General features: G+C 50.9%; 24 protein-coding genes. 13 read left to right on the forward strand and 11 right to left on the reverse strand.

Annotated features, from left to right (window positions below; all coding sequences use genetic code 11):
• Position 1: 1 nt before the first annotated feature.
• Together AC566Q_RS25650 and nfuA are read right to left on the reverse strand one after the other, a co-directional pair.
• Positions 2 to 217, reverse strand: a complete 216-nt coding sequence (locus tag AC566Q_RS25650; protein ID WP_499612438.1) for a hypothetical protein — start codon at positions 215 to 217, stop codon at positions 2 to 4.
• A 12-nt stretch (positions 218 to 229) separates the two neighbouring features.
• Positions 230 to 808, reverse strand: coding sequence for a Fe-S biogenesis protein NfuA (gene nfuA, locus AC566Q_RS25655; RefSeq protein WP_499612440.1), 579 nt, complete (start codon positions 806 to 808; stop codon positions 230 to 232).
• Positions 809 to 947: 139 nt separating this feature from the next.
• Between nfuA and AC566Q_RS25660 the strand changes: the two genes are divergently transcribed.
• Positions 948 to 3,551: a M14 family zinc carboxypeptidase gene (locus tag AC566Q_RS25660; RefSeq protein ID WP_499612442.1), complete on the forward strand. Its 2,604-nt coding sequence runs from the start codon at positions 948 to 950 to the stop codon at positions 3,549 to 3,551.
• On the opposite strand, the gene AC566Q_RS25665 is transcribed toward AC566Q_RS25660, so the two are convergent.
• Positions 3,548 to 4,315 carry a ComF family protein gene (locus AC566Q_RS25665; RefSeq protein ID WP_499612444.1) on the reverse strand — a complete coding sequence of 256 codons (768 nt, stop codon included), beginning with the start codon at positions 4,313 to 4,315 and terminating at the stop codon, positions 3,548 to 3,550. The genes AC566Q_RS25660 and AC566Q_RS25665 overlap by 4 nt on opposite strands.
• A 36-nt stretch (positions 4,316 to 4,351) precedes the next feature.
• Here AC566Q_RS25665 and bioH point away from each other — a divergent pair, with 36 nt between their 5' ends.
• The 3 genes from bioH to AC566Q_RS25680 all read left to right on the forward strand — a co-directional run bounded on the left by bioH (position 4,352) and on the right by AC566Q_RS25680 (position 6,648).
• Positions 4,352 to 5,167, forward strand: a complete 816-nt coding sequence (gene bioH / locus AC566Q_RS25670; RefSeq protein WP_499612445.1) for a pimeloyl-ACP methyl ester esterase BioH — start codon at positions 4,352 to 4,354, stop codon at positions 5,165 to 5,167.
• Between the two features lie 205 nt (positions 5,168 to 5,372).
• Positions 5,373 to 5,699: a hypothetical protein gene (locus AC566Q_RS25675; protein ID WP_499612447.1), complete on the forward strand. Its 327-nt coding sequence runs from the start codon at positions 5,373 to 5,375 to the stop codon at positions 5,697 to 5,699.
• Between the two features lie 16 nt (positions 5,700 to 5,715).
• Positions 5,716 to 6,648, forward strand: coding sequence for a putative metalloprotease CJM1_0395 family protein (locus tag AC566Q_RS25680; RefSeq protein WP_499612449.1), 933 nt, complete (start codon positions 5,716 to 5,718; stop codon positions 6,646 to 6,648).
• 69 nt (positions 6,649 to 6,717) lie between these two features.
• On the opposite strand, the gene AC566Q_RS25685 is transcribed toward AC566Q_RS25680, so the two are convergent.
• Positions 6,718 to 9,048, reverse strand: coding sequence for a Tex family protein (locus AC566Q_RS25685; protein WP_499617624.1), 2,331 nt, complete (start codon positions 9,046 to 9,048; stop codon positions 6,718 to 6,720).
• A gap of 253 nt (positions 9,049 to 9,301) precedes the next feature.
• On the opposite strand from AC566Q_RS25685, the gene greB reads away from it, so the two are divergent.
• The 3 genes from greB (at position 9,302) to AC566Q_RS25700 (ending at position 10,914) form a co-directional block, all read left to right on the forward strand.
• Positions 9,302 to 9,790 (forward strand): transcription elongation factor GreB, encoded by a 489-nt coding sequence (gene greB, locus AC566Q_RS25690; RefSeq protein ID WP_499612451.1) that lies wholly within the window; start codon positions 9,302 to 9,304, stop codon positions 9,788 to 9,790.
• A gap of 1 nt (position 9,791) precedes the next feature.
• A complete protein-coding gene (locus AC566Q_RS25695) occupies positions 9,792 to 10,352 on the forward strand; it encodes a hypothetical protein (RefSeq protein ID WP_499612453.1) in 561 nt (186 codons plus the stop codon).
• A gap of 274 nt (positions 10,353 to 10,626) precedes the next feature.
• Positions 10,627 to 10,914, forward strand: a complete 288-nt coding sequence (locus tag AC566Q_RS25700; protein ID WP_499612455.1) for a hypothetical protein — start codon at positions 10,627 to 10,629, stop codon at positions 10,912 to 10,914.
• A 361-nt stretch (positions 10,915 to 11,275) separates the two neighbouring features.
• On the opposite strand, the gene fkpA is transcribed toward AC566Q_RS25700, so the two are convergent.
• Positions 11,276 to 12,046: an FKBP-type peptidyl-prolyl cis-trans isomerase gene (gene fkpA / locus AC566Q_RS25705; protein WP_105933027.1), complete on the reverse strand. Its 771-nt coding sequence runs from the start codon at positions 12,044 to 12,046 to the stop codon at positions 11,276 to 11,278.
• A 218-nt stretch (positions 12,047 to 12,264) separates the two neighbouring features.
• Here fkpA and AC566Q_RS25710 point away from each other — a divergent pair, with 218 nt between their 5' ends.
• Positions 12,265 to 13,275 carry a WD40 repeat domain-containing protein gene (locus tag AC566Q_RS25710; protein ID WP_499612457.1) on the forward strand — a complete coding sequence of 337 codons (1,011 nt, stop codon included), beginning with the start codon at positions 12,265 to 12,267 and terminating at the stop codon, positions 13,273 to 13,275.
• A gap of 1 nt (position 13,276) precedes the next feature.
• On the forward strand, positions 13,277 to 13,522 hold the full coding sequence (locus tag AC566Q_RS25715) for a SlyX family protein (protein ID WP_499612459.1): 246 nt from the start codon (positions 13,277 to 13,279) through the stop codon (positions 13,520 to 13,522).
• 22 nt (positions 13,523 to 13,544) lie between these two features.
• Here AC566Q_RS25715 and AC566Q_RS25720 read toward each other — a convergent pair whose 3' ends face one another.
• From AC566Q_RS25720 to AC566Q_RS25745, 6 genes are all read right to left on the reverse strand, one after another.
• Positions 13,545 to 14,435, reverse strand: a complete 891-nt coding sequence (locus AC566Q_RS25720) for a hypothetical protein (RefSeq protein ID WP_499612460.1) — start codon at positions 14,433 to 14,435, stop codon at positions 13,545 to 13,547.
• Positions 14,435 to 15,076 (reverse strand): DUF1294 domain-containing protein, encoded by a 642-nt coding sequence (locus AC566Q_RS25725; protein WP_499612462.1) that lies wholly within the window; start codon positions 15,074 to 15,076, stop codon positions 14,435 to 14,437. The genes AC566Q_RS25720 and AC566Q_RS25725 overlap by 1 nt, the downstream gene beginning before the upstream one ends.
• A gap of 63 nt (positions 15,077 to 15,139) precedes the next feature.
• Positions 15,140 to 16,927 carry a flotillin family protein gene (locus tag AC566Q_RS25730; protein WP_499612464.1) on the reverse strand — a complete coding sequence of 596 codons (1,788 nt, stop codon included), beginning with the start codon at positions 16,925 to 16,927 and terminating at the stop codon, positions 15,140 to 15,142.
• A 9-nt stretch (positions 16,928 to 16,936) separates the two neighbouring features.
• On the reverse strand, positions 16,937 to 17,566 hold the full coding sequence (locus AC566Q_RS25735) for an OB-fold-containig protein (protein ID WP_499612466.1): 630 nt from the start codon (positions 17,564 to 17,566) through the stop codon (positions 16,937 to 16,939).
• 98 nt (positions 17,567 to 17,664) lie between these two features.
• Positions 17,665 to 18,198 carry a YgjV family protein gene (locus AC566Q_RS25740; protein WP_499612468.1) on the reverse strand — a complete coding sequence of 178 codons (534 nt, stop codon included), beginning with the start codon at positions 18,196 to 18,198 and terminating at the stop codon, positions 17,665 to 17,667.
• A gap of 17 nt (positions 18,199 to 18,215) precedes the next feature.
• Positions 18,216 to 18,419: a YheV family putative zinc ribbon protein gene (locus AC566Q_RS25745; protein WP_105933032.1), complete on the reverse strand. Its 204-nt coding sequence runs from the start codon at positions 18,417 to 18,419 to the stop codon at positions 18,216 to 18,218.
• Positions 18,420 to 18,537: 118 nt separating this feature from the next.
• Between AC566Q_RS25745 and AC566Q_RS25750 the strand changes: the two genes are divergently transcribed.
• From AC566Q_RS25750 to AC566Q_RS25765, 4 genes are read left to right on the forward strand one after another with little or no spacing between them, the layout of a single operon-like run.
• Positions 18,538 to 20,451, forward strand: a complete 1,914-nt coding sequence (locus tag AC566Q_RS25750) for an ATP-binding cassette domain-containing protein (protein ID WP_499612470.1) — start codon at positions 18,538 to 18,540, stop codon at positions 20,449 to 20,451.
• Positions 20,435 to 20,908 (forward strand): TIGR02444 family protein, encoded by a 474-nt coding sequence (locus AC566Q_RS25755; protein WP_499612472.1) that lies wholly within the window; start codon positions 20,435 to 20,437, stop codon positions 20,906 to 20,908. The genes AC566Q_RS25750 and AC566Q_RS25755 overlap by 17 nt, the downstream gene beginning before the upstream one ends.
• Positions 20,905 to 21,918 (forward strand): hydrolase, encoded by a 1,014-nt coding sequence (locus tag AC566Q_RS25760; protein ID WP_499612474.1) that lies wholly within the window; start codon positions 20,905 to 20,907, stop codon positions 21,916 to 21,918. Before AC566Q_RS25755 ends, AC566Q_RS25760 begins: the two co-directional genes overlap by 4 nt.
• A 9-nt stretch (positions 21,919 to 21,927) precedes the next feature.
• Positions 21,928 to 22,158 carry a YheU family protein gene (locus tag AC566Q_RS25765; protein ID WP_499612476.1) on the forward strand — a complete coding sequence of 77 codons (231 nt, stop codon included), beginning with the start codon at positions 21,928 to 21,930 and terminating at the stop codon, positions 22,156 to 22,158.
• Positions 22,159 to 22,169 lie beyond the last annotated feature (11 nt).

The raw sequence follows: 22,169 nt of genomic DNA on the forward strand, positions 1-22,169 counted from the left end.
TTTACTTGTGCCGGTGGGGATTAATCGACTTTGTGAGGCGCTGCCAGAGCAGGCCAAGATAACCAGACATCGCCCAGCCGAAGCCGCCGAGCAACACGACTAACCCCACATAATATAGTGGCTCAAACCACCAGGCGCCTGCCGCCATAACGCCCAGGCCCGCGGCAAAAACGCAGAGGCCCTGAATAAAGCGTTGCCAGTGGCTAAAAGGCAGCATGGCGCTGTGAGATTAGTAGTAAGAGTGCTCACCCGACTGATGCTCTGTGGCATCGCGAACGCCTTTGATTTCGCCGGCGAATTCTTCGAGCATCTGCTTTTCGATACCTTCTTTAAGCGTAACATCAACCATTGAACACCCGTTACATCCGCCGCCAAACTGCAGCACGGCATAACCGTCGTCAGTGATTTCGAGCAGCACAACCTGACCGCCGTGATTGGCCAGTTGCGGGTTAATTTCAGATTCAATCATGTAGTTCAGACGTTCTACTATTGGCGCATCGTCTGCCACTTTACGAGCCTTGGCGTTTGGCGCTTTCAGCGTTAGCTGTGAGCCCATCTGATCGGTTACATAATCGATTTCGGCTTCTTCGAGATAAGGCGCGCTCTCTTCGTCAACCACGGCATCAAAGCCGTCGAAGGGTAAACAGGTGTCGGAAGGCTCCACCGCATCGGGTGGACAATAAGAAACACCGCATTCAGCACTTGAGGTTCCCGGATTCACTACGAAAACACGAATATTTGTGCCTTCTTCCTGTTTAGCCAGCAACTTAACAAAGTGTCCCTGGGCCTCTTTTGATATTGAGATCATTGTAGAGTCCTGCATAATCAATAACTGTCGCATATGATAACAAATTAACCTGAGTAAAACAGTCAGGTATTGAAAATATATTATGCCGAAGTCACAGGTTTCAAGACCATCAAATAAAACTAATTATGGTGTCCGTAAAATGCTATCAGCGCCAATAACGACAAATTCCACCCCTTTACGCTCATGTCTTGCCAGGCTATACACTGTTCTGATTGTTGCGTTTTCGCTTTGTTTCAGCGCTATGGCCACCGCCGGGGGCAAGCCGGCCAAAGCCTACTTACCTGACAATGTTGAGCTTGATCCCACGATACCCACACCTGAATCAGTGCTTGGATACAATGTTGGCGACTGGCATGTACGCCATGATTTACTGGTCACTTACATGCGCAGCCTCGCGGCGGCTTCTGATCGGATAAGCCTGGAAGTCACCGGTTATACCCACGAACAACGCCCGCTGTTGTTGTTAACCATTACAGCGCCGCAAAATCGCAGTAAGCTGGAAGACTGGCGTACCGCCCATTTGGCTCAGGTACAGCAAGGTAAGAAAACACCGGCAGATGCGCCACTGTTTTTTTACATGGGCTACAGCGTACACGGGAATGAGCCTTCCGGTGCTAATGCATCGCTGTTAGTGGCTTATTATCTCGCAGCCGCTCAGGACGAGCGGGTAACCCGTTTGCTGCAGGAAAACGTGGTGCTGCTAGACCCTTCCTACAACCCGGATGGGCTATCGCGCTTTGCGCACTGGGCCAATATGCACAAGGGCAAGGTACTCAATGCCGACCCGGCGCATCGTGAACATCAGGAAGGCTGGCCCAACGGACGCACTAATCATTATTGGTTCGACCTTAACCGGGACTGGTTAATGCTGGTGCATCCTGAGTCTCAGGCGCGCATCAGCAAATTTCAGCACTGGCGCCCCCATGTGTTAACCGATTTCCACGAAATGGGGACCAACAGTTCTTACTTCTTCCAGCCGGGTGTGCCGAGTCGCAAAAACCCGTTTACGCCGGAAGGTAACGTACGCCTGACCAACGCGCTGGCAGAATACTATGTCAGCGCCTTCGACAGCCAGAAACAACTGTATTTCAGTCAGGAAGGCTTTGATGACTTTTACTACGGTAAAGGATCATCTTATCCTGATGCCCAGGGCAGTATTGGCGTGTTGTTCGAGCAGGCCAGTAGTCGTGGCCACCTGCAGGATTCTATTAATGGCCCGCTGGCGTTCCCGCAAACTATCCAGAACCAGTTCACTATGTCAGTGGCGGTGTTTGATGGCGCCATGGCAAACAAAGCGGCGCTGCTCGACTATCAGCATAACTTTTATAAAGAAACCGCAGAACTTGCCAGTCAGGATGACAATGCAGCCTATTTAATTCATGAACCGCAGGACAGCTGGCGCCTGGAAAAAGCGCGCTGGGTGCTCACCCAGCACAATATCCGTTATCAGCAACCGCGCGAAGATATTGAAGTTAACGACACCGTGTATAAAGCAAACAGCACCCTGGTAGTGCCGCTGGCGCAACCACAGTACCGCTTAATCAAGTCGTTATTCTCCACTCAGCAGGATTTTGTGGATAACACCTTTTACGATGTCTCTAATTTCAACCTGCCACTGGCGTTTGATTTAACTTTTGCCCCCATGAGCAGCCGTGAACTGCGCCGCGCCAAATTCACCGACACCAGCCCGTCACCTGCTCCGATAGTGCCGGTAGACAGCGAAGCCTACGCTTACGCATTTGAGTGGCATCACTACAAAGCCCCGGCGTTGTTACAGCAACTGCTAGATAAAGGCGTGGCAGCGCGTATTGCCACCCAGCCTTTTACCGCAGCAACTACTCAGGGCAACCTGTCGCTGGCGGCTGGTACCATCGTGATCCCGCGGGGCGTGCCTCAGCCACAGGCGCTTATTGAGCTGGTTAATGCGGCGGCGGTTGATGCCGGGGTGCAGGTGTTATCCCTCAGCAGCGGCTTCACCACTACTGGTATCGACATTGGTAGCCGCAGTATGGTGCCGGTAAAAGCGCCTAAGGTTCTGCTGGTAGGTGGCGAGGGCGTCAGTCCTTATCAGGCCGGTGAAGTGTGGCATTACCTGGATACACAGGTAGGTATGCCGGCCACCCTGGTGGAACAACGTCATCTGGATAACGTTTCCCTGCATGATTACACTCACGTTGTATTTGTTGGCGGCCGCTATGACTTGCCTGAAGGCGTTGATGAAACGCTAACCGACTGGGTTCGTGCCGGCGGCACCCTGGTAGGCCAGACTTCGGCATTGCGATTATTTGCCCGGCATAACTGGTTGGATATCAAACTGAGTTCAAGGCAGGACGTCGCCGACCTGTTTAGCGACAAGAAGCTGACCTTTGCCGATCGTTCCGCGCACAATGCGCAGCAACTGGTAGCCGGGGCGGTTTATCAGGCCAGCATCGATACCTCTCACCCGCTGTTTTACGGCTATGACGCGCCGCAGTTAAACCTGTTTAAAACCAGTAATATGATGGTGTTCAGCAATGCCTCGCCAACAGTGGTTGCCGCCCGCTATACCGACTCGCCGCTGGTCGCAGGTTTTAGTGCCGACCCGGTGGCAAACGAAATAGCCGGTTCGGTAGCGGTAGTAGCCGAAGCCATGGGACGCGGCCGGGTGATTGGCTTTACCGACGATCCGCAATTTCGCGGGTTCTGGTATGGTACCAATAAGCTGATGAGCAATGCACTGTTTATGGCTGAGGCGATTAATTAAGCCTCGCGGTGACCAAGGATTTGACGACCAGGCAGCAGTAGCGCCTGGTCGGCCTTATTTGGTGTAACAGCCAACGCCCAGACTGTGATTTCTGTGTGCGGTGCTACCTGATGGATGAGCCTGCTCAGAGTGGCGATAGTGGCACCAGTCGTTACCACGTCGTCAATCAGGGCTACCCGGGCGGGAAAGTCGCCGCTTCCCAGCTCATATGCCTGTTTAAGGTTGCGCAGTCGCTCGCGCCTGCCAAGGGATTGCTGACTGCGTTGCCAGCCTCTTCTGTGAGCCCATTTTGGCATCACCGGGATATCCAGGTGCTTTCCAAGATAGTCGGCTAACAGCAGGGTCTGATGATACTGTCGCTTAGCGAAACGCCAGGGACTAATCGGTACGGGCAGCAGGCAGTCGGGTAACGGGCAGGATGAGGCCGCAGAGTATCGCAAGAACCATTGTGCCAATGGCTCCGCCAGCAGCGGGTGGCCGTATTTAAAACGGCGTATCAAATGATCCAGCGGCCACTGAAAGTAACTTAGCGCACACATTTGCTGGTAGGGGCCGGGCGTCAACCCCTGCTTAATGTTGGGCCAGTTTAACAGGTTGCCGGCTACCTTCTGGTTATTAAAGAACAAACAGTCTTGTTCGCAAACCTCGCAAACAGCGGCCTTGCAGTGTTGCTGACATAAATAACATAACCCTGCAGGACGGAATTTCGTCGCGCCTTTGAGACGTTCCACGCATTTCGCTATTGGGGTTTTTAAAATGCTCATGTAAACTTTTGCTACGTTCTGTCAGGAAGTGATTACGTGGGTGACAATAACACTAATACAGCATTAAAAAGCCTGTCTCAGGGATCGGGAAGGACGTTGGTTTTGCTCCATGGCTGGGGCATGAACAGCGCCGTTTTTAGTGAGTTTTTACCGTTTCTGACCGCCGATCTTGAAGTGATCCGCATTTGTCTGCCAGGCTTTGGTCTGAATAGCGACAAACTGCCGGAAGACTACTCACTCGATACCATTACGGCATTGGTTAATGAATCCGTTCCCGAGGGCTCTGTGGTAGCAGGTTGGTCGCTAGGTGGTTTAGTAGCGCAACAGCTGGCGCTGTCTTACCCGGATAAGATTGCCGGCTTAATTACCCTGGCCTCCAGTCCCTGCTTTGTCTCCAACGGGTGCTGGAAAGGCATTGAGCCAGAAGTGCTGAACGGTTTTCAGCGCCAGTTGGCGCGAGATTACGAGAAAACCCTGGATCGTTTTTTAGCTATTCAGGCTATGGGTAGTGCATCAGCCAGGCAGGATGTAAAAACTATACGCCAGCAACTGGGCGCTTTGCCCTCCCCTGCCGAAGTTGCGCTCGCTGCCGGCCTTTCCTTGCTGGAAACAGTGGATCTGCGAAGTATGATTGGGCGGATAAATCAACCCACGCTGCGACTGTATGGCCGTCTGGACAGCCTGGTTCCTACCAGTAGCATCGATCGTATTCACGAACTGCATCCGGGCGCAGATACCGTGGTAATGCCCCATGCTGCCCATGCACCGTTTATTTCTCATCCGCAGCAGACCGCTGATATCCTGTTGAATTTCATCAATAACCTGACCCGCATTGACCGTTATTACAGCTAGCTCGTGATGACGTACCGCAAAGTATTGCACCTGAGTGGAGCTACTTTGCGGTAAATAAATCGATGACTCATGCAAAGCGTCAGACGCATAATCGCCCGCCATAAAAGGCTTGTGTAACGATTTAATACCACGCCTGTGACTACCTCAGACTTTATTTTTTAACCATTTTGGTTAATAATTGAACATGAGAGTGTAGAGGTAGTGTATGGTGATAAGCAACAACGTAAATTCTGCGATAGTTGCTGGTCAGTTTGGTTTGCAACAGTCGTTTGAGGGCATGACCCAGTCAGCGATGAACATTGCACAGCGGACAGCCCAGCAGGACGTGGCGCAAAATGGTACCGGTGATTTTCTGGCCGATGCTTCGTTGCGCAGTTTGTCCACCACATCTGATTTGCTGCCATCGGGCGGCGACAGTATGACATCTGATTTACTGTCGATGCAGATGTATACCAATAATGCCCTGGCTTCGGCCAAGGTTATAGATGTTGCTAACGATACGGTTGGCCGCATCATCGACACGATTGCCTGATCGCAGGTAACCCGTTATGAATATTGTCACGCCCATCCCAACGTCTTTTGCCATTCCAACCGCTAATCTCAGCGTGGAAGCGGCCCGGCGTGATAATCTTGCCCGTGAGTCCATTCCCCAGCCATCAGATGCCAAACAAGGCAGTGCTGAGCAGGGCCTGGGCTCCGAATCAGACAAATTAAAATCTTCGGTTAAAGGTAATCAGCCGCTCACCTATGAACGTCCACAGTCGAATCAGGGCAGCGCAGCGCAGGTAACCGGCGACAGTCAACAACAGTTCAACGATGCCAGCGAAGAAAGTGCCGGCAAAGAAGACGCTCGGGAGCGCCAGCAGGAGCAGGCCGAACAGCGTCAGGTTGAATCCCTCAAAGAGCGGGATCAGGAAGTGCGCACCCACGAACAGGCACACGCTACTATTGGAGGTCAGTACGCCGGTTCGCCTCAGTATGATTTTCAACGGGGTCCGGACGGCCAGCGCTACGCTATTGACGGAGAAGTATCTATTGATGTCTCCACCGAAAATACACCGCAACAAACTATCCGCAAAATGCAGCAGGTGCGTGCCGCTGCGCTGGCGCCCGCTGAGCCATCACCGCAGGATTTGCAGGTTGCCGCAGAAGCGTCCCGCATAGCATTTGAAGCGCGCAGTAAACTGGCCGAAGAGCGCAAAGAAGCGTCGGCAGTGAGTCCGGAAGAAGGCGATTCTTCCTCGCGAGTCGCATCTGAAGTCCCTACGCTGGAAGAAATTGTGGCGAACAATCAGCCACAAATTCCAACCCGCAAACTTGACGAACTGGCCGCCGACGAAGACAGCTATAGTCAGCAAAGCAGTGGCCGGCGCTCGCTGCAAATAGACAGTGAGCAGATGCAACAGAGAAATACCGTGATTGCGTCATTTTATAAAAATGTCGCGGTGCCTGCAGAAGGTGGATTCAGCGCCTCGGCTTAGACGAGCAGATTTACAAAAAAGCCCCGTCTCTTACGAGCGGGGCTTTTTTAGTTCTGCTGAGCTGCTTAATCAGTTTTTCTTTGCCTTGGCAAAGGCATCGGCGAAAGCATTACCCATGGCTGCATTAGCAGGTGCGCTCTGGCGGCCTTGCTGGCCTTTCTGATTGCGGTTGTTGCCGCCTTTGTTTTGCGGCTTGCCGCTACCCTTTGGTCCTTTGCTTTGCGGAGCCGGAGTGTCATCCAGGCGCATGGTAAACGAGATGCGTTTACGATCTGCGTCGACTTCCAGCACTTTTACCTTAACGATATCGCCGGCTTTCACCACCTCGCGTGGATCGGAGATAAACTTATTGGTTAGAGCTGAAATGTGTACCAAACCGTCCTGATGAACACCTACATCTACAAAAGCACCAAAGTTGGCCACATTACTGACAACGCCCTCGAGGATCATACCTGGCTTCAGATCTGCCATGGTTTCTACGCCTTCTTTAAAGGCGGCGGTTTTAAACTCCGGACGCGGATCCCGGCCGGGCTTATCCAGTTCTTTAAGAATGTCTTTAACGGTTGGGATACCAAAGTTGTCACTAACAAAATCTTCCGGATTAAGCTTACGCAGTAAGTCGGTATTACCAATCAGGTCATTTACCGCCACATCGGTGCGACTCACAATGCTATCTATTACCGGGTAGGCTTCCGGGTGCACCGCTGAGCTATCCAGCGGGTTAGTACCGTTTACAATGCGCAGGAATCCGGCGGCCTGTTCGAAGGCTTTTGGCCCCAAGCGCTCGACAGATTTTAAATCCTGGCGTCGGGCAAAGGCACCATGGGTATCACGGTAGCTAACAATGTTATGCGCAAGGGTTTTGTTTAACCCGGATACATAGCTGAGCAGGGCCGGTGAAGCGGTATTTAAATCAACGCCAACGGCGTTAACACAGTCTTCGATAACCTGATCCAGCGACTTGCCCAATAAACTCTGACTGACATCATGCTGATACTGACCCACACCAATGGCTTTAGGCTCAATTTTAACCAGTTCTGCCAGCGGATCCTGCAAGCGACGGGCAATCGACACCGCACCACGTAAGGAAACATCCATACCCGGCAGCTCTTTTGAGGCGAGCTCAGAGGCCGAATAAACCGACGCGCCGGCTTCGCTGACCATAATTTTCTGGGCCTGTAGCTCGCTGTTGGCTTTGAGCATTTCACCTACCAGTTTGTCGGTTTCCCGCGAGCCGGTACCGTTACCGATGCTGATCAGTTCTACCTTGTGCTGTTTGCACAGGTTAGCCAGAGTGCGCTGGGATTTATCCCACTGGTTTTGCGGTGCGTGAGGGAAGATAGTAGTGGTACCTACCACCTTACCTGTTTTATCTACAATGGCGACCTTAACCCCGGTACGCAGGCCCGGATCCAGGCCCATGGTGACTTTCGCACCGGCTGGCGCTGCCATGAGCAGGTCGTTGAGGTTTTTAGCAAACACATTAATGGCTTCTTCTTCGGCTTTTTCGCGCAGCTGACCAAACAGTTCGGTTTCCATGTGCAGGCCGATTTTGATTTTCCAGGTCCAGGTAACTACCTGAGCCAGCCATGCATCGGCCGGGCGACCCTGATTGCGCAGTTCAAAGTGCTCAGCAATAATTTGCTCGCAATAGGAGGCCTGAGCTGGCGAGTCTTCCTGACCAGGATCGGCGACCATCTGAATGTGCAGCATATTTTCATTACGGCCACGGAACATTGCCAGGGCACGGTGGGAAGGCACTGAGGCGAGTTTTTCTGAGTGGTCGAAGTAATCACTGTACTTCACGGCTGCTTTTTCCTGGCCTTCCACAACGCGGCTGCGAAGGTGGGCGTTTTCGTTAAGATAACGACGAATTTTCGCCAGTAAGCCAGCGTCTTCGGCAAACCGTTCCATCAGGATATAACGCGCGCCTTCAAGCGCTGCCTTGGTATCTGTTACGCCGTTTTCCGCACTAACATAGTCAGCAGCCACGGTATCCGGGGTCAGAGTTGGATCAGCAAACAGCGCATCGGCCAGCGGTTCGAGGCCAGCTTCAATAGCAATTTGCCCCTTGGTGCGGCGACGCGGTTTATACGGCAGATATAAGTCTTCCAGCGTGGTTTTGTTGTCGGCTTTGAGAATTTGTTGCTGCAATTCAGGCGTGAGCTTTTCCTGCTCACCGATAGATTTTAAAATCACCTGACGGCGGTCTTCTAATTCACGTAAATAACCTAACCGCTGTTCCAGGTTACGTAACTGGGTATCATCCAGTCCCTGGGTGACTTCTTTACGGTAACGAGCGATAAAAGGTACGGTTGAACCTTCGTCGAGCAGTTTTACAGCCGCTTCAACCTGAGCAGGTTTAACGGCGAGTTCGTTGGCAATGGTATTAATTATCATCATGTATGAGATTCAGGCGGTAGTGAATTTAATGATTGGAAGTGTCCCTTCCTACCTACTATTGATTTGCAATCGGTAAGCGTTACCCACGCTTTTAATGGGTCCAGAGTATAGCACCTCTAACCGCCGTGTCATATGGGTTTGCTAAGCTCATTTCGGGCTGCAAACAGGTGACAGAGATAATCCCTGGCTGGCACAGTTAATTGCCGATACAATTTACTTTTGAGCATCATTTTTTAAAAGGTCTGGCAAATTGCGTACAAACCTGGTGACCCGGGAAGGGTATGACAAACTGCGTAACGAACTGAATTATCTGTGGCGTGAGTACCGGCCGGAAATTACGGCCAAGGTGACCTGGGCTGCCAGCCTGGGCGATCGGTCAGAAAACGCCGACTACAAAGAAAACAAGCGCCTGCTGCGTAAAATCGACTCCCGGATCCGGTTTTTAAGGAAGCGCCTGGAAATTCTTAAAGTGGTGGATTTTGCCCCGGAGCAGGCCGGCCGGGTGTTCTTTGGTGCCTGGGTGGAAATTGAAAATGACGACGGTGACACCAAGACCTTTCGCATTGTCGGGCCGGATGAAATTTACGACCGCAAAGATTATATTTCCATTGACTCGCCGATGGCGCGGGCCCTGCTGAAAAAAGAAGAAGATGATCAGGTGGATGTAAAAACACCCGAAGGCATCCGGGTTTGGTATATCAACCGGATTAGCTACGTCGAAGAAAACCAGGAAGAATGAGATGATGTTACGATTCATGTGGTGTGCTGTTTTATTAGTACTTAGTCAGAGTGCGGGTGCTTATGACTTCGGCTCGGGGGATATTAAGGTTCCCGAAGGTTTTGAGGGGCCGGTAATGAAAGCGCCCAGTGAGGCCTTCTCTGCCGTTGGGTTTACCCGTCGTCACGACGATAGTGACAAGAGCACGCTGCTACAACTAACAGTGTTTACGCCGCCAAATGGTATACCTGAACTCAATCAGGCCAGGCAAATCGCGTTTTCCAAACAATACCTGATGCAGTTTTTAGAGGGCGTGAAGCGCCGCCGGGATAATTTCTCTACGTCTGCCATAGAAACGGTATCGATTGACGGCCAACCTGCCGTTCGGATCCGTTGGACCGGGCGTAGTACCGATAACGATGTTGAATTGTATGGCGAGATGTACTGCGTGATATATCAGCAGCAACTGCTCAGTTTTCATGTTCAGGATTTTACCGATTTCGACACTACCGGATATGAAGATGCGCGTAGTGCTGTTATGGCGATTGCCTTTGATTACGGCGTTGCCGAAAACGCTGAATAGACTCAGCTTAAAGCCAGCAGCAGTAAATAAAATCATATTTTTATACAAAATGCCGATAAACTGTGTAGCAGATTAGCGACAAACTTTGTGTTTATGTCTATAATCAATACGATTAATGATTGTTATCTATACTAAAGATCCCTATCCGTCGCCTCGGTTCTCAGGTATTGTAATCAAAATGTAAATATATTGAACGAATTCGTCATACAAGTGACTAAATCCTTGTAGTTACTTATTTATAAATGGAATCGTTTACATCAAATGAATTGAGATTATGAACCGATACTCACCAACAGAACGAACTGAGCAACACCAAAAGCGAGCTGACAAGCCGGCAACCGCCAGCGCCCTCGGCTTATGTTTAATGGGCTTCCTGCTGTTGTTAAGCGGCGTTTTAATGTTCATCCTCACCACTGTGAATGCTTTTAGTAGTAATGAAGGCACTAAAACCATGGTGTCAGTGCTGATCTGCCTTGCTATGTACCGGGCCGGAAAGTTTTTACTGCAACAGGTGCGCAAGTTCAAAATGCCGCCTAATCGCCGCCGTAGCGTTATCTCTTAATTTCTTAAGCAACAGTTATCTAAATCAACAGGGGCACACAGTGACAAGTGGGCCCCTGTTCGGTTAAGAGCAGATTGGAATAAAACCCATGCCTTCTAGCTCGAAATATTTTTTAAAAAGTAGCGGTTCGCCGTGCAAACCGGTAAATCTAAACTAAGCTTAAAGAGCAAACAAAACTTTACCCGAATGAGTATTTGGGCGCATGCGTTGCTACCGTTTTGATTGGCATGAGTATGCAGACAGTACGGACTTACTGATGAGCAAGGACAGGTGCTGAATAAAAAGCCGACAATCAATGTCGGCTTTTTCTTTTTTGGTTCGATGGAATATCAGCGCGGCGCTTGAGAGACCGCGACGGAAATTATTCTGCGGCTTCTTCTTCTGCCGGTTTAACCACTTCCAGTAACTCAACTTCAAAGATCAGTGTTGAGTTAGGTGTGATATTACCTGTAGCACGTTCGCCATAGGCTAACTCAGAAGGAATGAAGAAACGGGTTTTACCGCCTTCTTTCATGGTTTGAACGCCTTCAGTCCAGCCTGGGATAACGCGGTTCAGTGGGAATACCGCTGGTTCGCCACGAGAGTAAGAAGAGTCAAACTCGGTGCCATCCAGTAAGGTTCCTTTGTAGTGAACTTTAACTGTGTCGGTGGCAACCGGGCTGGCGCCTTCACCTTCTGCCATTACTTCGTACTGCAGACCTGACTCAGTAGTAATTACACCTTCTTTCTGACCGTTTTCAGCCAGGAAAGCTTCGCCTTTGGCAATATTTTCTTCCGCCATTTTGCTGGCCAGTTCCTGTTGCTTGGCTTGCATTGCCTGCTCGCCCGCTTGCGCCAGTTGCTGGATTTCAGCCGTTTCAAACATCAGGGTGTTACCCATACCGTCTTTAATACCTTGCATCAGGGCGTCTTTATCGATGCTTTCACCAAACTGTTGCATCTGCTTGTCGCGGGTAAACACGAACATACCCATGCTGGCACCCATGGCATACGCTTGCTTTTGCGCGTCGGTCATTTCTTCTTTAGTCAGCTTTGGGTCCTGAGCAGGTTCGGTAGTGGTGCCCTGTTGAGGCTGACATGCTGCCAGACCCAGTGTAGCCATGATAGTTAGGGCAACGAGCGACTTTTGCATAAACTTCTCCGTTAGTTGGTCTCTCTTGTCGCAGCGCCAATTGTGCTGCAACAAATCAAATTCTTTAAATGTAAATCAGGTTATAAACGCTTTACTGTAACACGCCTGATAAGATAATCACGAATATCGGTTTCACATTGCGCCCAATCCCCAGGATAAGCGACGCATATTACGATTTCGTGCTATGTTAATGCGAGCATTCGCAATAAGAAAGGCCTATGACAACACCATCACTGAAAACGTTCACTTCTCGTCTGATTGTTACGCTACTGGCCGGATTTGGTTTAGCCGGTTGTATTGTTCCGGATACCACGCCGGACAATCAATGGCGCATTGTTGAAGATGGCGCCTATGCGGCAGACGTATCGGTGGATGGCCAGTTAAGCGTAGTGTCTGGTATCAATAATGGCATCCATGTGTGGCGCTTTGGTGAAGCTCAACCGTTATTTCAGTGGAGCCACCAAAGCGAAGACGGCGACCAGAGCAATAATTTGGTGGCCAATGTGCATATCAGTGCTGACAGTCAGTTTGCAGTAACATCAGACCGTGAGGCTTTTGCTATCTGGAGTTTATCTTCTGGTGAGCCGGTGGGTTTCTGGCGCATCGACGAGTCAACTATCCGCGATGTGGCGCTGGCCAACGGCGGACGCGGTGTGTTGGTGGGGCGTTCCAGCGGCAAGGTGATGTATTTTGAACCGGAAAGCGGCCGGCGCATTGAGTTTCTTGGTCATCAGGAGCGCATTAACAGTGTGGATATTACGCCGAATGGCCGTTATGCTCTGACCGGTGGAAACGACTATGTAGCTTACCTATGGAGTACCGATAGCGGGCAGGTGATTCATACGTTTACTCATCCCAGCCGCGTTACCCTGGTGGCGCTGGATGACGAAGGGCGTTATGCCTTTACTGCCGACAGTCAGCAAAAATCGCAAATCTGGAACGTACAAACAGGTGAACCGATTAGCCAATTGCAGTATATTGCGCGCCAGAAGATATTTACCGATGCTGTGTTTTCTAAAGATGGTAAGTACTTGCTTACCGGAGCCCCTTCAAGAAGGTTGTATTTGTGGGAAGTTGCAACGGGTGAACAGGTGGGAGAATGGAAAGTTGCCCCACGGGAAAACATGTCACCCCCTTCTGCCGTTGTTTACGGCGTGAGCTTCGTTGATAACGAACACGTGCTGTCGGTAAGTAGTAGCGGATTAGCTGAGCTGTGGAGTATGCCCTGAAATGACAACGAACAACGACAAGCTGGCTAACGAGTTAGCCAAAGCCGAAGAAGCGATTGCCGAGCTGGAAACTAAGGTGGCTTTTCAGGAGCACACCATTGATGCACTCAATGAAGCGCTGGCCCATCAGCAAGTACAAATTGATAAAATGCAGTTTCAGTTACGACATGTTATCGACAAGGTCAAAGGCATGGAGCCTTCCAATATCGCCAAAATGTCAGAAGAAACCCCGCCCCCCCATTATTAGCAGCTCATTAAAAAGGATTGCGCTAGAGCTTACCGGCCAACAATACCTGGAGCCAACGACTATCCTCCGGCCCCAGACGCGCCTTAGCGTGCAGTGCCGGGGTGGCCAGAATATCCCTATATACATGACAAACCGCAGTTTCGGTTAAGTTGCGCCAATGCTCGCTGTTGAGCTCGGGCAGGCAGGCGTTAGCCAAATTAGGATCGTGCAGCGGGTCGTGTTCTACTTCACTGGTGCGCAAGGCAAATTCCAGTTCGTGCAGAATGGGGTTAACTACCTTAAGTGTGGTGGACTCAGAAAACTGCCCAAGCACATGTTGCTCTGCCTCTTGAGCCCGCTTTTCCAGTTGTGCCCGGGTTGCTTTCTCGCAAAGCGGTTTAAGGCCATGCCTGACCAGTAAAGACGAAATACCGGGCAAAACCGCTTTAATGGCAATGCCGGCACCAATCAGCGGGTTAAATACCGCTGCAATGGCCCCGATAACCAGCATTCCGTAGGTGAGTTTGGTATCCAGCGCGTCAATATCGTCAGCCAGCTTCTCCAGTGTACTCACTTCATGCTGATGTGAGGAATAGGAAAGGTCTCGTGCTGCTTCGACCATGTAGTGGCGTAACGTGCCCTCATAATGTTCGTTGGGAAAATGAAAAATACGCCGTTTTGGCAGTTCATTAATCTCAGGTACGCCTTTGGGCAGATAGCGCATGGTATGCAGTGAAAAGCCGGCGTCGCTGGTAAAATCAGGGATCACAAAATAGTGCTTTTCATCAAACTGGCAAGCTGTTTTCTCGCCACGTTCGAGCGAGGCCAGGACCGGTAGCTTACCTACCTGTTCCCTGATAAGGGTGGCAGTGTTATCGAACTCTGACTTCAGGCTGTCGAGCCCTTCGCTCAGCCGATTAAGGAGTGACTTCATCAACGTACGCCCACAATACCGGTTAACAATGCCTGTCCGCCGGAGGTTAACAGGTAACCCAGAGCGGTAAGGTTGAGAACCACCGTAAACCAGAATATGGCTTTAAAGCTTCGCTTTGCGGATTTATGCCGCAGCCACTGCTGAGCTAAATAGGCACCGGGCCAGCCGCCAACCAGTGCTATCAGGTGTAAATGGCTTTCCGGCGTGCGCCAGCGGTTAGCGCGCGCAGCGGATTTGTCCAGGGCATACATGACAAACGCAATCAGGCTGGCAACGCCATAAACGTAAAGCACTTCAATGGGAATGCGTTGAAACCAGGTAAGGCCACCAAGCAAGGCTAAAAAGGGTAGCACCAGCGGAACCCGCCTTTTAGATGGTCGGGATGGTGGTTTCGATGCTTTCTTCGGGCGGGGCTTATTGCCCGTTGGATGGTCGTTAACCAGGTTAATTTCAATTGCCCGAAGTTTACCTTTGCGGTCCTGACTGGTTTGGTACTGGATTATATCGCCGCTCTGAGGGCGGCGGGAATAAAAGCTAAACGCCTTAATATGCACAAAGGCGCGCTGGCCGCCGCCTTTGGGCTCAACAAAGCCGTAGCCCCGGTTATCGTCCCAATTAAGCAGCTTGCCCTGTAGCTTCATGGGTTCAGCCCAGGCAAGCTGCTACCGGCGTCTGGGGCGCGGTAGCAAGGCAAGTAAAAAAGATTAACTGTTTGGCTTGTCATCTTTTGCCGGCGTTTCACCTGGAGCGGATTTAGCGGAACCGGATTGAGGCTTCTTCGCTTTGGTCGTCACCAGGTCACCGTCAATCACAGCACTGCCCTGGATAAGGTCTTCCAGTGTGCCATCTTCCGCATCCACTAAACCCACTTCACGCAGTAATGAGTCGACTAACGGGGCATTGGCGCGGTAGTTAAGTGCCGCGCTGGTAACCTGATCAGCCAGGCCTGCGCCGCCGCTGTCGCCTTTACCGCCAGCATTACCGAGACTGTTGCCATAGCCTTGTAAAATCTTAATGCCGTCGATGTTTTCCAGTGGTTTAACCGCATTGGCAATAATGTCTGGCAGGATCTTAAGGATGGCCAGTGAACGTTGCAGATCAATTTGCTCATCTTTCAGGGTATTTTCGGCTTCGTACATGGCTTTCTTACCAGCTGCTTCCACGGCGAACACTTTCTCGTCGGCTTCGGCCTGCAGTTTCTTGGCATCTGCGCTGGCCCGGGCTTCGGTAAGAATGGCTTCTGACGTATTGATCGCCGCTTCACGTTTGGCTTCGGCTTCAACGGTAATATTCACCGCTTCACGCTCTGCTTCTTTACGGGCGTCAATCACTTCGATTTCCATGCGACGATTTGCTTCGGCCACCTGGCGGGTAGTAATAACGGCTTCTTCTTTTTCAACCTTGAGTTTTTCGGCTTCAGCGGCTTTAGCGCGGGCGGCGGATTCTTCTTCCGACTTATTGGCTATGGCAATTTGTTTATTTTGCTCGGCCACTTCAATTTGCTGGAGTTGCAGAATACGCGCTTCATCAATCGCTTTGCGCTTTTCAATTTCGCGCGCTTCAATGGTTTGCGCTTTTTCGATTTCCGATTCGGAAATGGCTTTTTCTTTGGCAATCTCGGCCTGACGCTCTTCCTGCTCTTTTTGTTCGCGCTGTTTGGCGATTTCGGCTTTTTGTTCCTGCCGTTTGAAGGCCAGAGACTGTTCTTGCTGAATGCGGGCTTCTTCTTCGTCACGCTTAATGTTTAACGACAGTTTTTCAGCTTCCAGGTTGCGCTGCTCAATCTGAATGCGGTTTTCCTGTTGAATATCGTTAGTTTCTTTGCGTTTCTCTTCGATGATTTTGGCTAAGCGGGCGCGACCTTCGGCATCGAACGCGTTGTTTTCGTTAAAGAACTGCAGGTCGGTCTGGTCGAAGCCGGTTAAGCTCACCGATTCCAGCTCAAGGCCGTTCTTTTCCAGATCGTTAGCCACACTTTGCTGCACTTTTTGTACAAAGTCAGCGCGTTGTTCATGCATTTCGGTCATGGTCATCTCGGCCGCCACCGCACGCAGTACGTCGACGAACTTGGATTCCATGAGCTTTTTCACTTCTTCAGCACGAGTTGTTCGTGTGCCCAGGGTTTGCGCCGCCATGGAAATGCCGGCTGCATTAGGCGCTACGCGCAGATAGAAGTCGGCTTTCACATCTACCCGCATGCGGTCTTTGGTGATCAGCGCATCCTTGGAGGTTTTTTCTACCTCAATGCGCAGGGTGTTCATATTAACCGGGATAATTTCATGCACCACCGGTAAAACTACGGCCCCACCGTCTTTAATGACTTTTTCGCCGCCAAGGCCGGTACGAACGAACGCAGTTTCTTTGGTGGCTCGGGTGTATAATCGGGCCAAAGTAAAGCCAATAACCAGCAGCGCAATAACTGAAACGCCAGCGACAATCAATATAAAAGGCGCATTACCTAAATTTGAATTTTCCATAGTGACTACTTCCATCGCAAAGGGTTAAAGGTCGGAATAGCGACTTGCTAACCAGCGGTAATCCCGCTTTTGTATTAATAATATTTTTTCGCCCTGACTGAATTGTTCATCAGGCTCGATAGGCTCTACCAACAGGTAGTGAGGCTGACCATGAGCATCAACAAATTTGCCTTCTGCAGGACTGTTCTGGCGGGCAACACCAACGGTGATGTGGCCTACCGTGCCGACCAGTTCATCGGCTGTGGTGGCCGATGACTCTTGTTTGGGAAGCAGGCGGGCAATAAAGGTGCCGAACCGGGCCGTGAAAAACAAGCCGGCTACCACAGCCAGCAGCGTTATCAGCCAACGGGCAAAATAGGTGTCCAGCAGCGTGAGAGAAAGAAAATTAAACGTCAGACCGGCAGAGCCGAAAGTGGTAAGCAGTAATACCAGCCAAACCAGCAGGGGCACCCTGTCGAGCGCCAGCCAACTACCAAACTCGGTAAAACCTGAAGAAGTATCAGCGTCGGCATCCAGTGCCGCCTGATCGTCGACTAGCCCTAACAGACTAACCCCAAAAAACATCCCTGCCATTTCCAGAATGAAAAGCGCTATAACAATGCCCAGCGCACAGCTAAACCAGAAATTGGCATCATCTAATAAGAATGACAACATGCCACCGTCCCTGATGGTGAATTCATAATCGAGAAAAGGAGTGTAATCCTAAAATAGCCAGATGGTAAAGCACTTAATAGGTAGTTCAGGCCTAACGTTCAGGATACGTCGTTGCCATGTTGTCCAAGTTTTCTAAGCACATACAACCGCCAGATTGTATAGCTATTTACCATTAGCAGCGTCATCTCCAGCAATTTACAGCCAATGGAGCCAACAATAATGTTGTTGGTAAGCCAGCAAATAGCACCGCATAAAAACGCCAGGCGCATTTTAATGCCCGACAAACAGTACAGCGCGTAAGTGCCTATGCAGGTGCCCAGAATGGGAAATAGGTCGTACCATACATCGGCCAGATACATTCCCAGTGCCAGCGTAATCGCAATAAACAGGTAAGCCACGATGTGCGAGCGGGTTTTAATCGATAAGCCGGTTCTAACCACCGATAACAACGCGCTTAAACAGGCGGTAGTGGCGCCCAGCAACGCAAAATGCAGCGCGTGATTTAAGTTCATCACTACCATCATAATGCGCAGATGCTGATCGTCTTTCTGGTAGAAACACAAAATACCGAGCACAAAGCTCAGCATGCCAAACGCCTGGGCGAGATTAAATTCGGGTAAGTCGGGTAGCAAAATAAACGGTTTGGTGATTATTCAGGTTTAAACACGCCAATTACGTTGGCGTTTTTGCTGGCGGTTTTAACTTCTTCCTGAGGTTGCGATTCGGCATAGCCGCACTCTACACAGGTGAGCTTTTCGATGTTGTTTTCGAAAAATAACATAATGGTGTCGGTGGCTTTGCATTTGGGGCAAGTGGCACCGGCAATAAAGCGTTTTCGTTGGCGTTGACTCATGGGGTAAACCGTTGTGAATAATTAAGGTTATTACGCACTGCGCGCAAATGCAGATCGCTTGCAGCGCTTCTGGTAAACTACGCAGCCAGACTATGTTATCACAGGTATTCGCAGTTTTATGATCCAGTTATCCGACGTCACCTTGTTGCGCGGCAGTAAAGTACTGCTGGATGGCGCATCGGCACAGGTTTTTCCCGGCCATAAGGTTGCCCTGATTGGCAGCAACGGCTGTGGCAAGTCGAGCCTGTTTGCTTTATTACGTGGTGAGCTTAGCGTGGATGCCGGTGACTGCGCAGTGCCTGCCGACTGGCGCATTGTGAGCGTGGCGCAGGAAACGCCGGCGGTAGAACGCAGTGCCATTGATTATGTTATCGACGGCGACAATTATTTACGCGGCCTGCAGCAAAAACTCAGCGAGGCTGAAGCGGCGAGCAACGGCGAAGAGATGGGTAAGTATCATGATTTACTCGCTCAGGCAGGCGCCTATGATGTGGAAGCCAGAGCCGCCACCATTCTTGCCGGTTTGGGGTTTGCTCAAAGTCAGCTTACCGCGCCGGTTACCGATTTCTCGGGGGGCTGGCGGATGCGTTTGAATCTGGCCCAGGCGCTGCTGTGCCCTTCAGACTTACTGTTGCTCGATGAACCCTCCAACCACCTCGATTTAGATGCCGTGATCTGGCTTGAGCGCTGGTTACAGCGTTATCAGGGCACACTGCTGCTGATTTCCCACGATAAGGCGTTTATCGATAACACCGTGGCGCAGATCATCAGCGTTGAACAGCAACAATTGATTGCCTACACCGGTAACTACTCAAGCTACGAAACCCAGCGTGCAGAACGACTGCGCTTACAGGACATTGAATATCGTAAGCAGCAGGACAAAATCGCTCATCTAGAGTCGTTCATTACCCGCTTTAAAGCCAAGGCCAGTAAAGCCAAGCAGGCACAGAGCCGCATTAAGCAATTAGAGCGGATGGAAACGCTGCTGCCGGCCCATCACGCCAGCCAGTTTAGTTTTGAATTTAAAGCCCCCACTGCATTGCCTAACCCGCTTATTCAAATGGAAAAGGTCATGCTGGGTTATGGTGAACACATTGTGCTAGAGCAGGTAAAGCTCAATCTGGTGCCGGGCAGCCGAATTGGTTTGCTGGGCCGTAACGGCCAGGGTAAATCTACGCTAATTAAACTCCTCGCCGGAGTACACGAGCCGAAAACCGGTGTATTTACCACGGCGAAAGGGTTAAACGTGGGGTATTTTGCCCAGCATCAGCTGGAGTACCTGGATCCTCAGGCCTCGGCCTTACTGCATTTACAGCGTTTAGATAGCAAAGCCACAGAACAGCAACACCGCGACTTCCTTGGCGGCTTTGGCTTTCACGGCGATGAAGCCACCGGCCCGGTTGCGCCCATGTCTGGCGGTGAAAAAGCCCGTTTAGTGCTGGCGCTTATTGTGTATCAGAAGCCGAATCTGTTGCTGCTCGATGAACCAACTAACCACCTCGATTTAGAAATGCGTCATGCCCTGAACATGGCTTTGCAGGGCTTTGAAGGTGCTATGGTGCTGGTATCGCACGACCGTTTCTTATTAACCGCGGTGTGCGAAGAGTTTTATCTGGTCGACAGTGGCGAAGTGGCGCCATTCAGTGGCGACCTGGATGATTATCGCGACTGGATCCTCGCGCAGCAAAATGTCGATAAAGCGGCAAATGCTGAACCGGTGGAAGACAAACCCAAGGTGGATCGTAAAGCCGAAAAACGCCGCGAGGCGGAGTTTCGTCAGTCTACCGCGCACCTGCGTAAGCAAATTCAACAGTCTGAAAAGGCAATGGAAAAGCTCAACGCCTCGCTGGCCAAAGTGGAGGAGGAGCTGGGTCGCAGTGAACTCTACGAGGCCGATAACAAGCCTGAGCTAATGAAGTTCTTAGATCAGCAGGCAACTCTAAAATCTCAAATAGAGGATGAGGAGATGCAGTGGCTGGATGCGCAGGAACAACTGGAAGCGGCTAAAGACGCCTATGACATCAGCGCCTGAGCTAACATCTGAACTGTTCTGGCAACATAGCCTGCAGCACTATGCAAAGCCCGGTGTGGCGGATGCCTGCCTGGCATTACAGGATACCTACCAGGTAAACGTCAATCTGCTGCTGTTTTATCATTGGTGTTTTGCGGTAAACCAACCGGTCAGCCAGGCATTATGTAACGCGCTCGATGAGGCGATAGCTAGAACCGACCCAGCGATACAGGCACACCGAAAAAGCCGGCGTGCGGCCAAAGGCAGTAGCCACTACGAAGCCCTTAAGCAGCAGGAGTTAGAACTCGAAGCAGCACAGCAAGCAGAGCTGGTAACCACCTACCTAAAAATCAAGGGGTCAGAGTCGTTGAATAGGGCATTCAACGACTCTGACCCCTTGATTTGCATTATTGAGATGCTTGGGTTGCCGCACAACCGGGCTGTTCGCACTTTAATCACAACAGTATTACAGGCATGACCATACGGACCAATCAATCACACGGAAGCATTGTTAAAAGCAGTTTTATTGCGCCGCGCTGGGCGCGTAACCGGCATATTCAAACCATCTACCCGCGCTTTATTCAGCGCCGTTTGCCGCTCAAATACACTATGGAGCGGATTAAGCTCGACGACGGTGATTTTCTCGATTTGGCCTGGGGGCCGGCACCGCAAACGCTGACCGGACTGGTGGTAATGTTTCACGGCCTGGAAGGCTCCATGCACTCCCATTATGCCAACGATATGATGGCCACGCTGAGTCAGGGCGGCTGGCAGGTGGTGATGATGCACTTTCGTGGTTGTAGTGGCGAAGCCAATTTAACCCCCAGGGCTTATCACTCTGGTGAAACCGGCGATCCGGCTTTTATAATTAATCTTTTGCAGCAGCGTTACCCTGATACCCCCAAAGCCGCTATTGGCTTTTCCCTGGGCGGCAATATGCTGCTTAAGCTACTGGGTGAACACCCAGACAGCCTGGGGTTAAAGGCGGCAGTAGCGGTGTCGGCACCGTTAAAACTCGATGAGTGTGCTACCAGCGTAAATCAGGGCTTTTCCAAGGTGTATCAGAAGTACCTGCTTGGCAGTATGAAGAAAAACCTGCTAAAGAAAATGCAGCACATAGATTATCGCGACATCTTGCAAATCAGCGAAGCCGATGTAGAAGGCATCCAAACCTTCTGGCAGTTTGATAATCTGGTCACCGCCCCGCTACATGGGTACGCAGACGCCAAAGACTACTACGAGAAGTGCAGCGCTTATTACTTTTTAAAAGCGATCCATTGCCCGACGCTGATTTTGCATGCACTGGACGACCCGTTTATGAATCACCTGGTCATCCCGCCGGAGCAGGAACTGGCGCACAGCGTGACCGTAGAACTGAGTGAAACCGGCGGCCATGTTGGTTTTATGCAGGGTACACCAACCGCGCCAGAAGTGTGGATGCACCAGCGCGTGTTGCGTTATTTCTGCGACTATTTACCCACAACCTAAGGAGTCTGCATGATTATTCCTATCGACGAACTAGCGCCGGATACCCTTAACAATATTGCCCGGGAATTCGTGTTGCGTGAGGGCACCGATTACGGCGAAATTGAGGCGGCCTTTGCCGATAAAGTTGAGCAGGTAATTACCAAACTTAAAAGTGGTGAAGCCATTTTAGTGTATTCCGAACTGCATGAGACTGTGGATATCCGCCCGGCCGACAGCTACCAGCCTGATACGCAAGAATAAGTTACCAGCGT

It is taken from the genome of Alteromonas sp. H02 (genome assembly GCF_059682525.1).

What these genes read in the sequence shown, in the direction of transcription:
- AC566Q_RS25735 (WP_499612466.1), bottom strand. Translation starts at nt 17,566, where the DNA reads ATGTTGTCATTCTTATTAGATGATGCCAATTTCTGGTTTAGCTGTGCG.
- AC566Q_RS25765 (WP_499612476.1), top strand. Translation starts at nt 21,928, where the DNA reads ATGATTATTCCTATCGACGAACTAGCGCCGGATACCCTTAACAATATT.
- fkpA (WP_105933027.1), bottom strand. Translation starts at nt 12,046, where the DNA reads ATGCAAAAGTCGCTCGTTGCCCTAACTATCATGGCTACACTGGGTCTG.
- AC566Q_RS25720 (WP_499612460.1), bottom strand. Translation starts at nt 14,435, where the DNA reads ATGAAGTCACTCCTTAATCGGCTGAGCGAAGGGCTCGACAGCCTGAAG.
- AC566Q_RS25725 (WP_499612462.1), bottom strand. Translation starts at nt 15,076, where the DNA reads ATGAAGCTACAGGGCAAGCTGCTTAATTGGGACGATAACCGGGGCTAC.
- AC566Q_RS25665 (WP_499612444.1), bottom strand. Translation starts at nt 4,315, where the DNA reads ATGAGCATTTTAAAAACCCCAATAGCGAAATGCGTGGAACGTCTCAAA.
- AC566Q_RS25680 (WP_499612449.1), top strand. Translation starts at nt 5,716, where the DNA reads ATGAATATTGTCACGCCCATCCCAACGTCTTTTGCCATTCCAACCGCT.
- AC566Q_RS25650 (WP_499612438.1), bottom strand. Translation starts at nt 217, where the DNA reads ATGCTGCCTTTTAGCCACTGGCAACGCTTTATTCAGGGCCTCTGCGTT.
- AC566Q_RS25660 (WP_499612442.1), top strand. Translation starts at nt 948, where the DNA reads ATGCTATCAGCGCCAATAACGACAAATTCCACCCCTTTACGCTCATGT.
- AC566Q_RS25710 (WP_499612457.1), top strand. Translation starts at nt 12,265, where the DNA reads ATGACAACACCATCACTGAAAACGTTCACTTCTCGTCTGATTGTTACG.
- AC566Q_RS25755 (WP_499612472.1), top strand. Translation starts at nt 20,435, where the DNA reads ATGACATCAGCGCCTGAGCTAACATCTGAACTGTTCTGGCAACATAGC.
- AC566Q_RS25760 (WP_499612474.1), top strand. Translation starts at nt 20,905, where the DNA reads ATGACCATACGGACCAATCAATCACACGGAAGCATTGTTAAAAGCAGT.
- nfuA (WP_499612440.1), bottom strand. Translation starts at nt 808, where the DNA reads ATGATCTCAATATCAAAAGAGGCCCAGGGACACTTTGTTAAGTTGCTG.
- AC566Q_RS25685 (WP_499617624.1), bottom strand. Translation starts at nt 9,048, where the DNA reads ATGATAATTAATACCATTGCCAACGAACTCGCCGTTAAACCTGCTCAG.
- AC566Q_RS25750 (WP_499612470.1), top strand. Translation starts at nt 18,538, where the DNA reads ATGATCCAGTTATCCGACGTCACCTTGTTGCGCGGCAGTAAAGTACTG.
- AC566Q_RS25715 (WP_499612459.1), top strand. Translation starts at nt 13,277, where the DNA reads ATGACAACGAACAACGACAAGCTGGCTAACGAGTTAGCCAAAGCCGAA.
- AC566Q_RS25745 (WP_105933032.1), bottom strand. Translation starts at nt 18,419, where the DNA reads ATGAGTCAACGCCAACGAAAACGCTTTATTGCCGGTGCCACTTGCCCC.
- AC566Q_RS25695 (WP_499612453.1), top strand. Translation starts at nt 9,792, where the DNA reads ATGATGTTACGATTCATGTGGTGTGCTGTTTTATTAGTACTTAGTCAG.
- AC566Q_RS25700 (WP_499612455.1), top strand. Translation starts at nt 10,627, where the DNA reads ATGAACCGATACTCACCAACAGAACGAACTGAGCAACACCAAAAGCGA.
- AC566Q_RS25675 (WP_499612447.1), top strand. Translation starts at nt 5,373, where the DNA reads ATGGTGATAAGCAACAACGTAAATTCTGCGATAGTTGCTGGTCAGTTT.
- AC566Q_RS25730 (WP_499612464.1), bottom strand. Translation starts at nt 16,927, where the DNA reads ATGGAAGTAGTCACTATGGAAAATTCAAATTTAGGTAATGCGCCTTTT.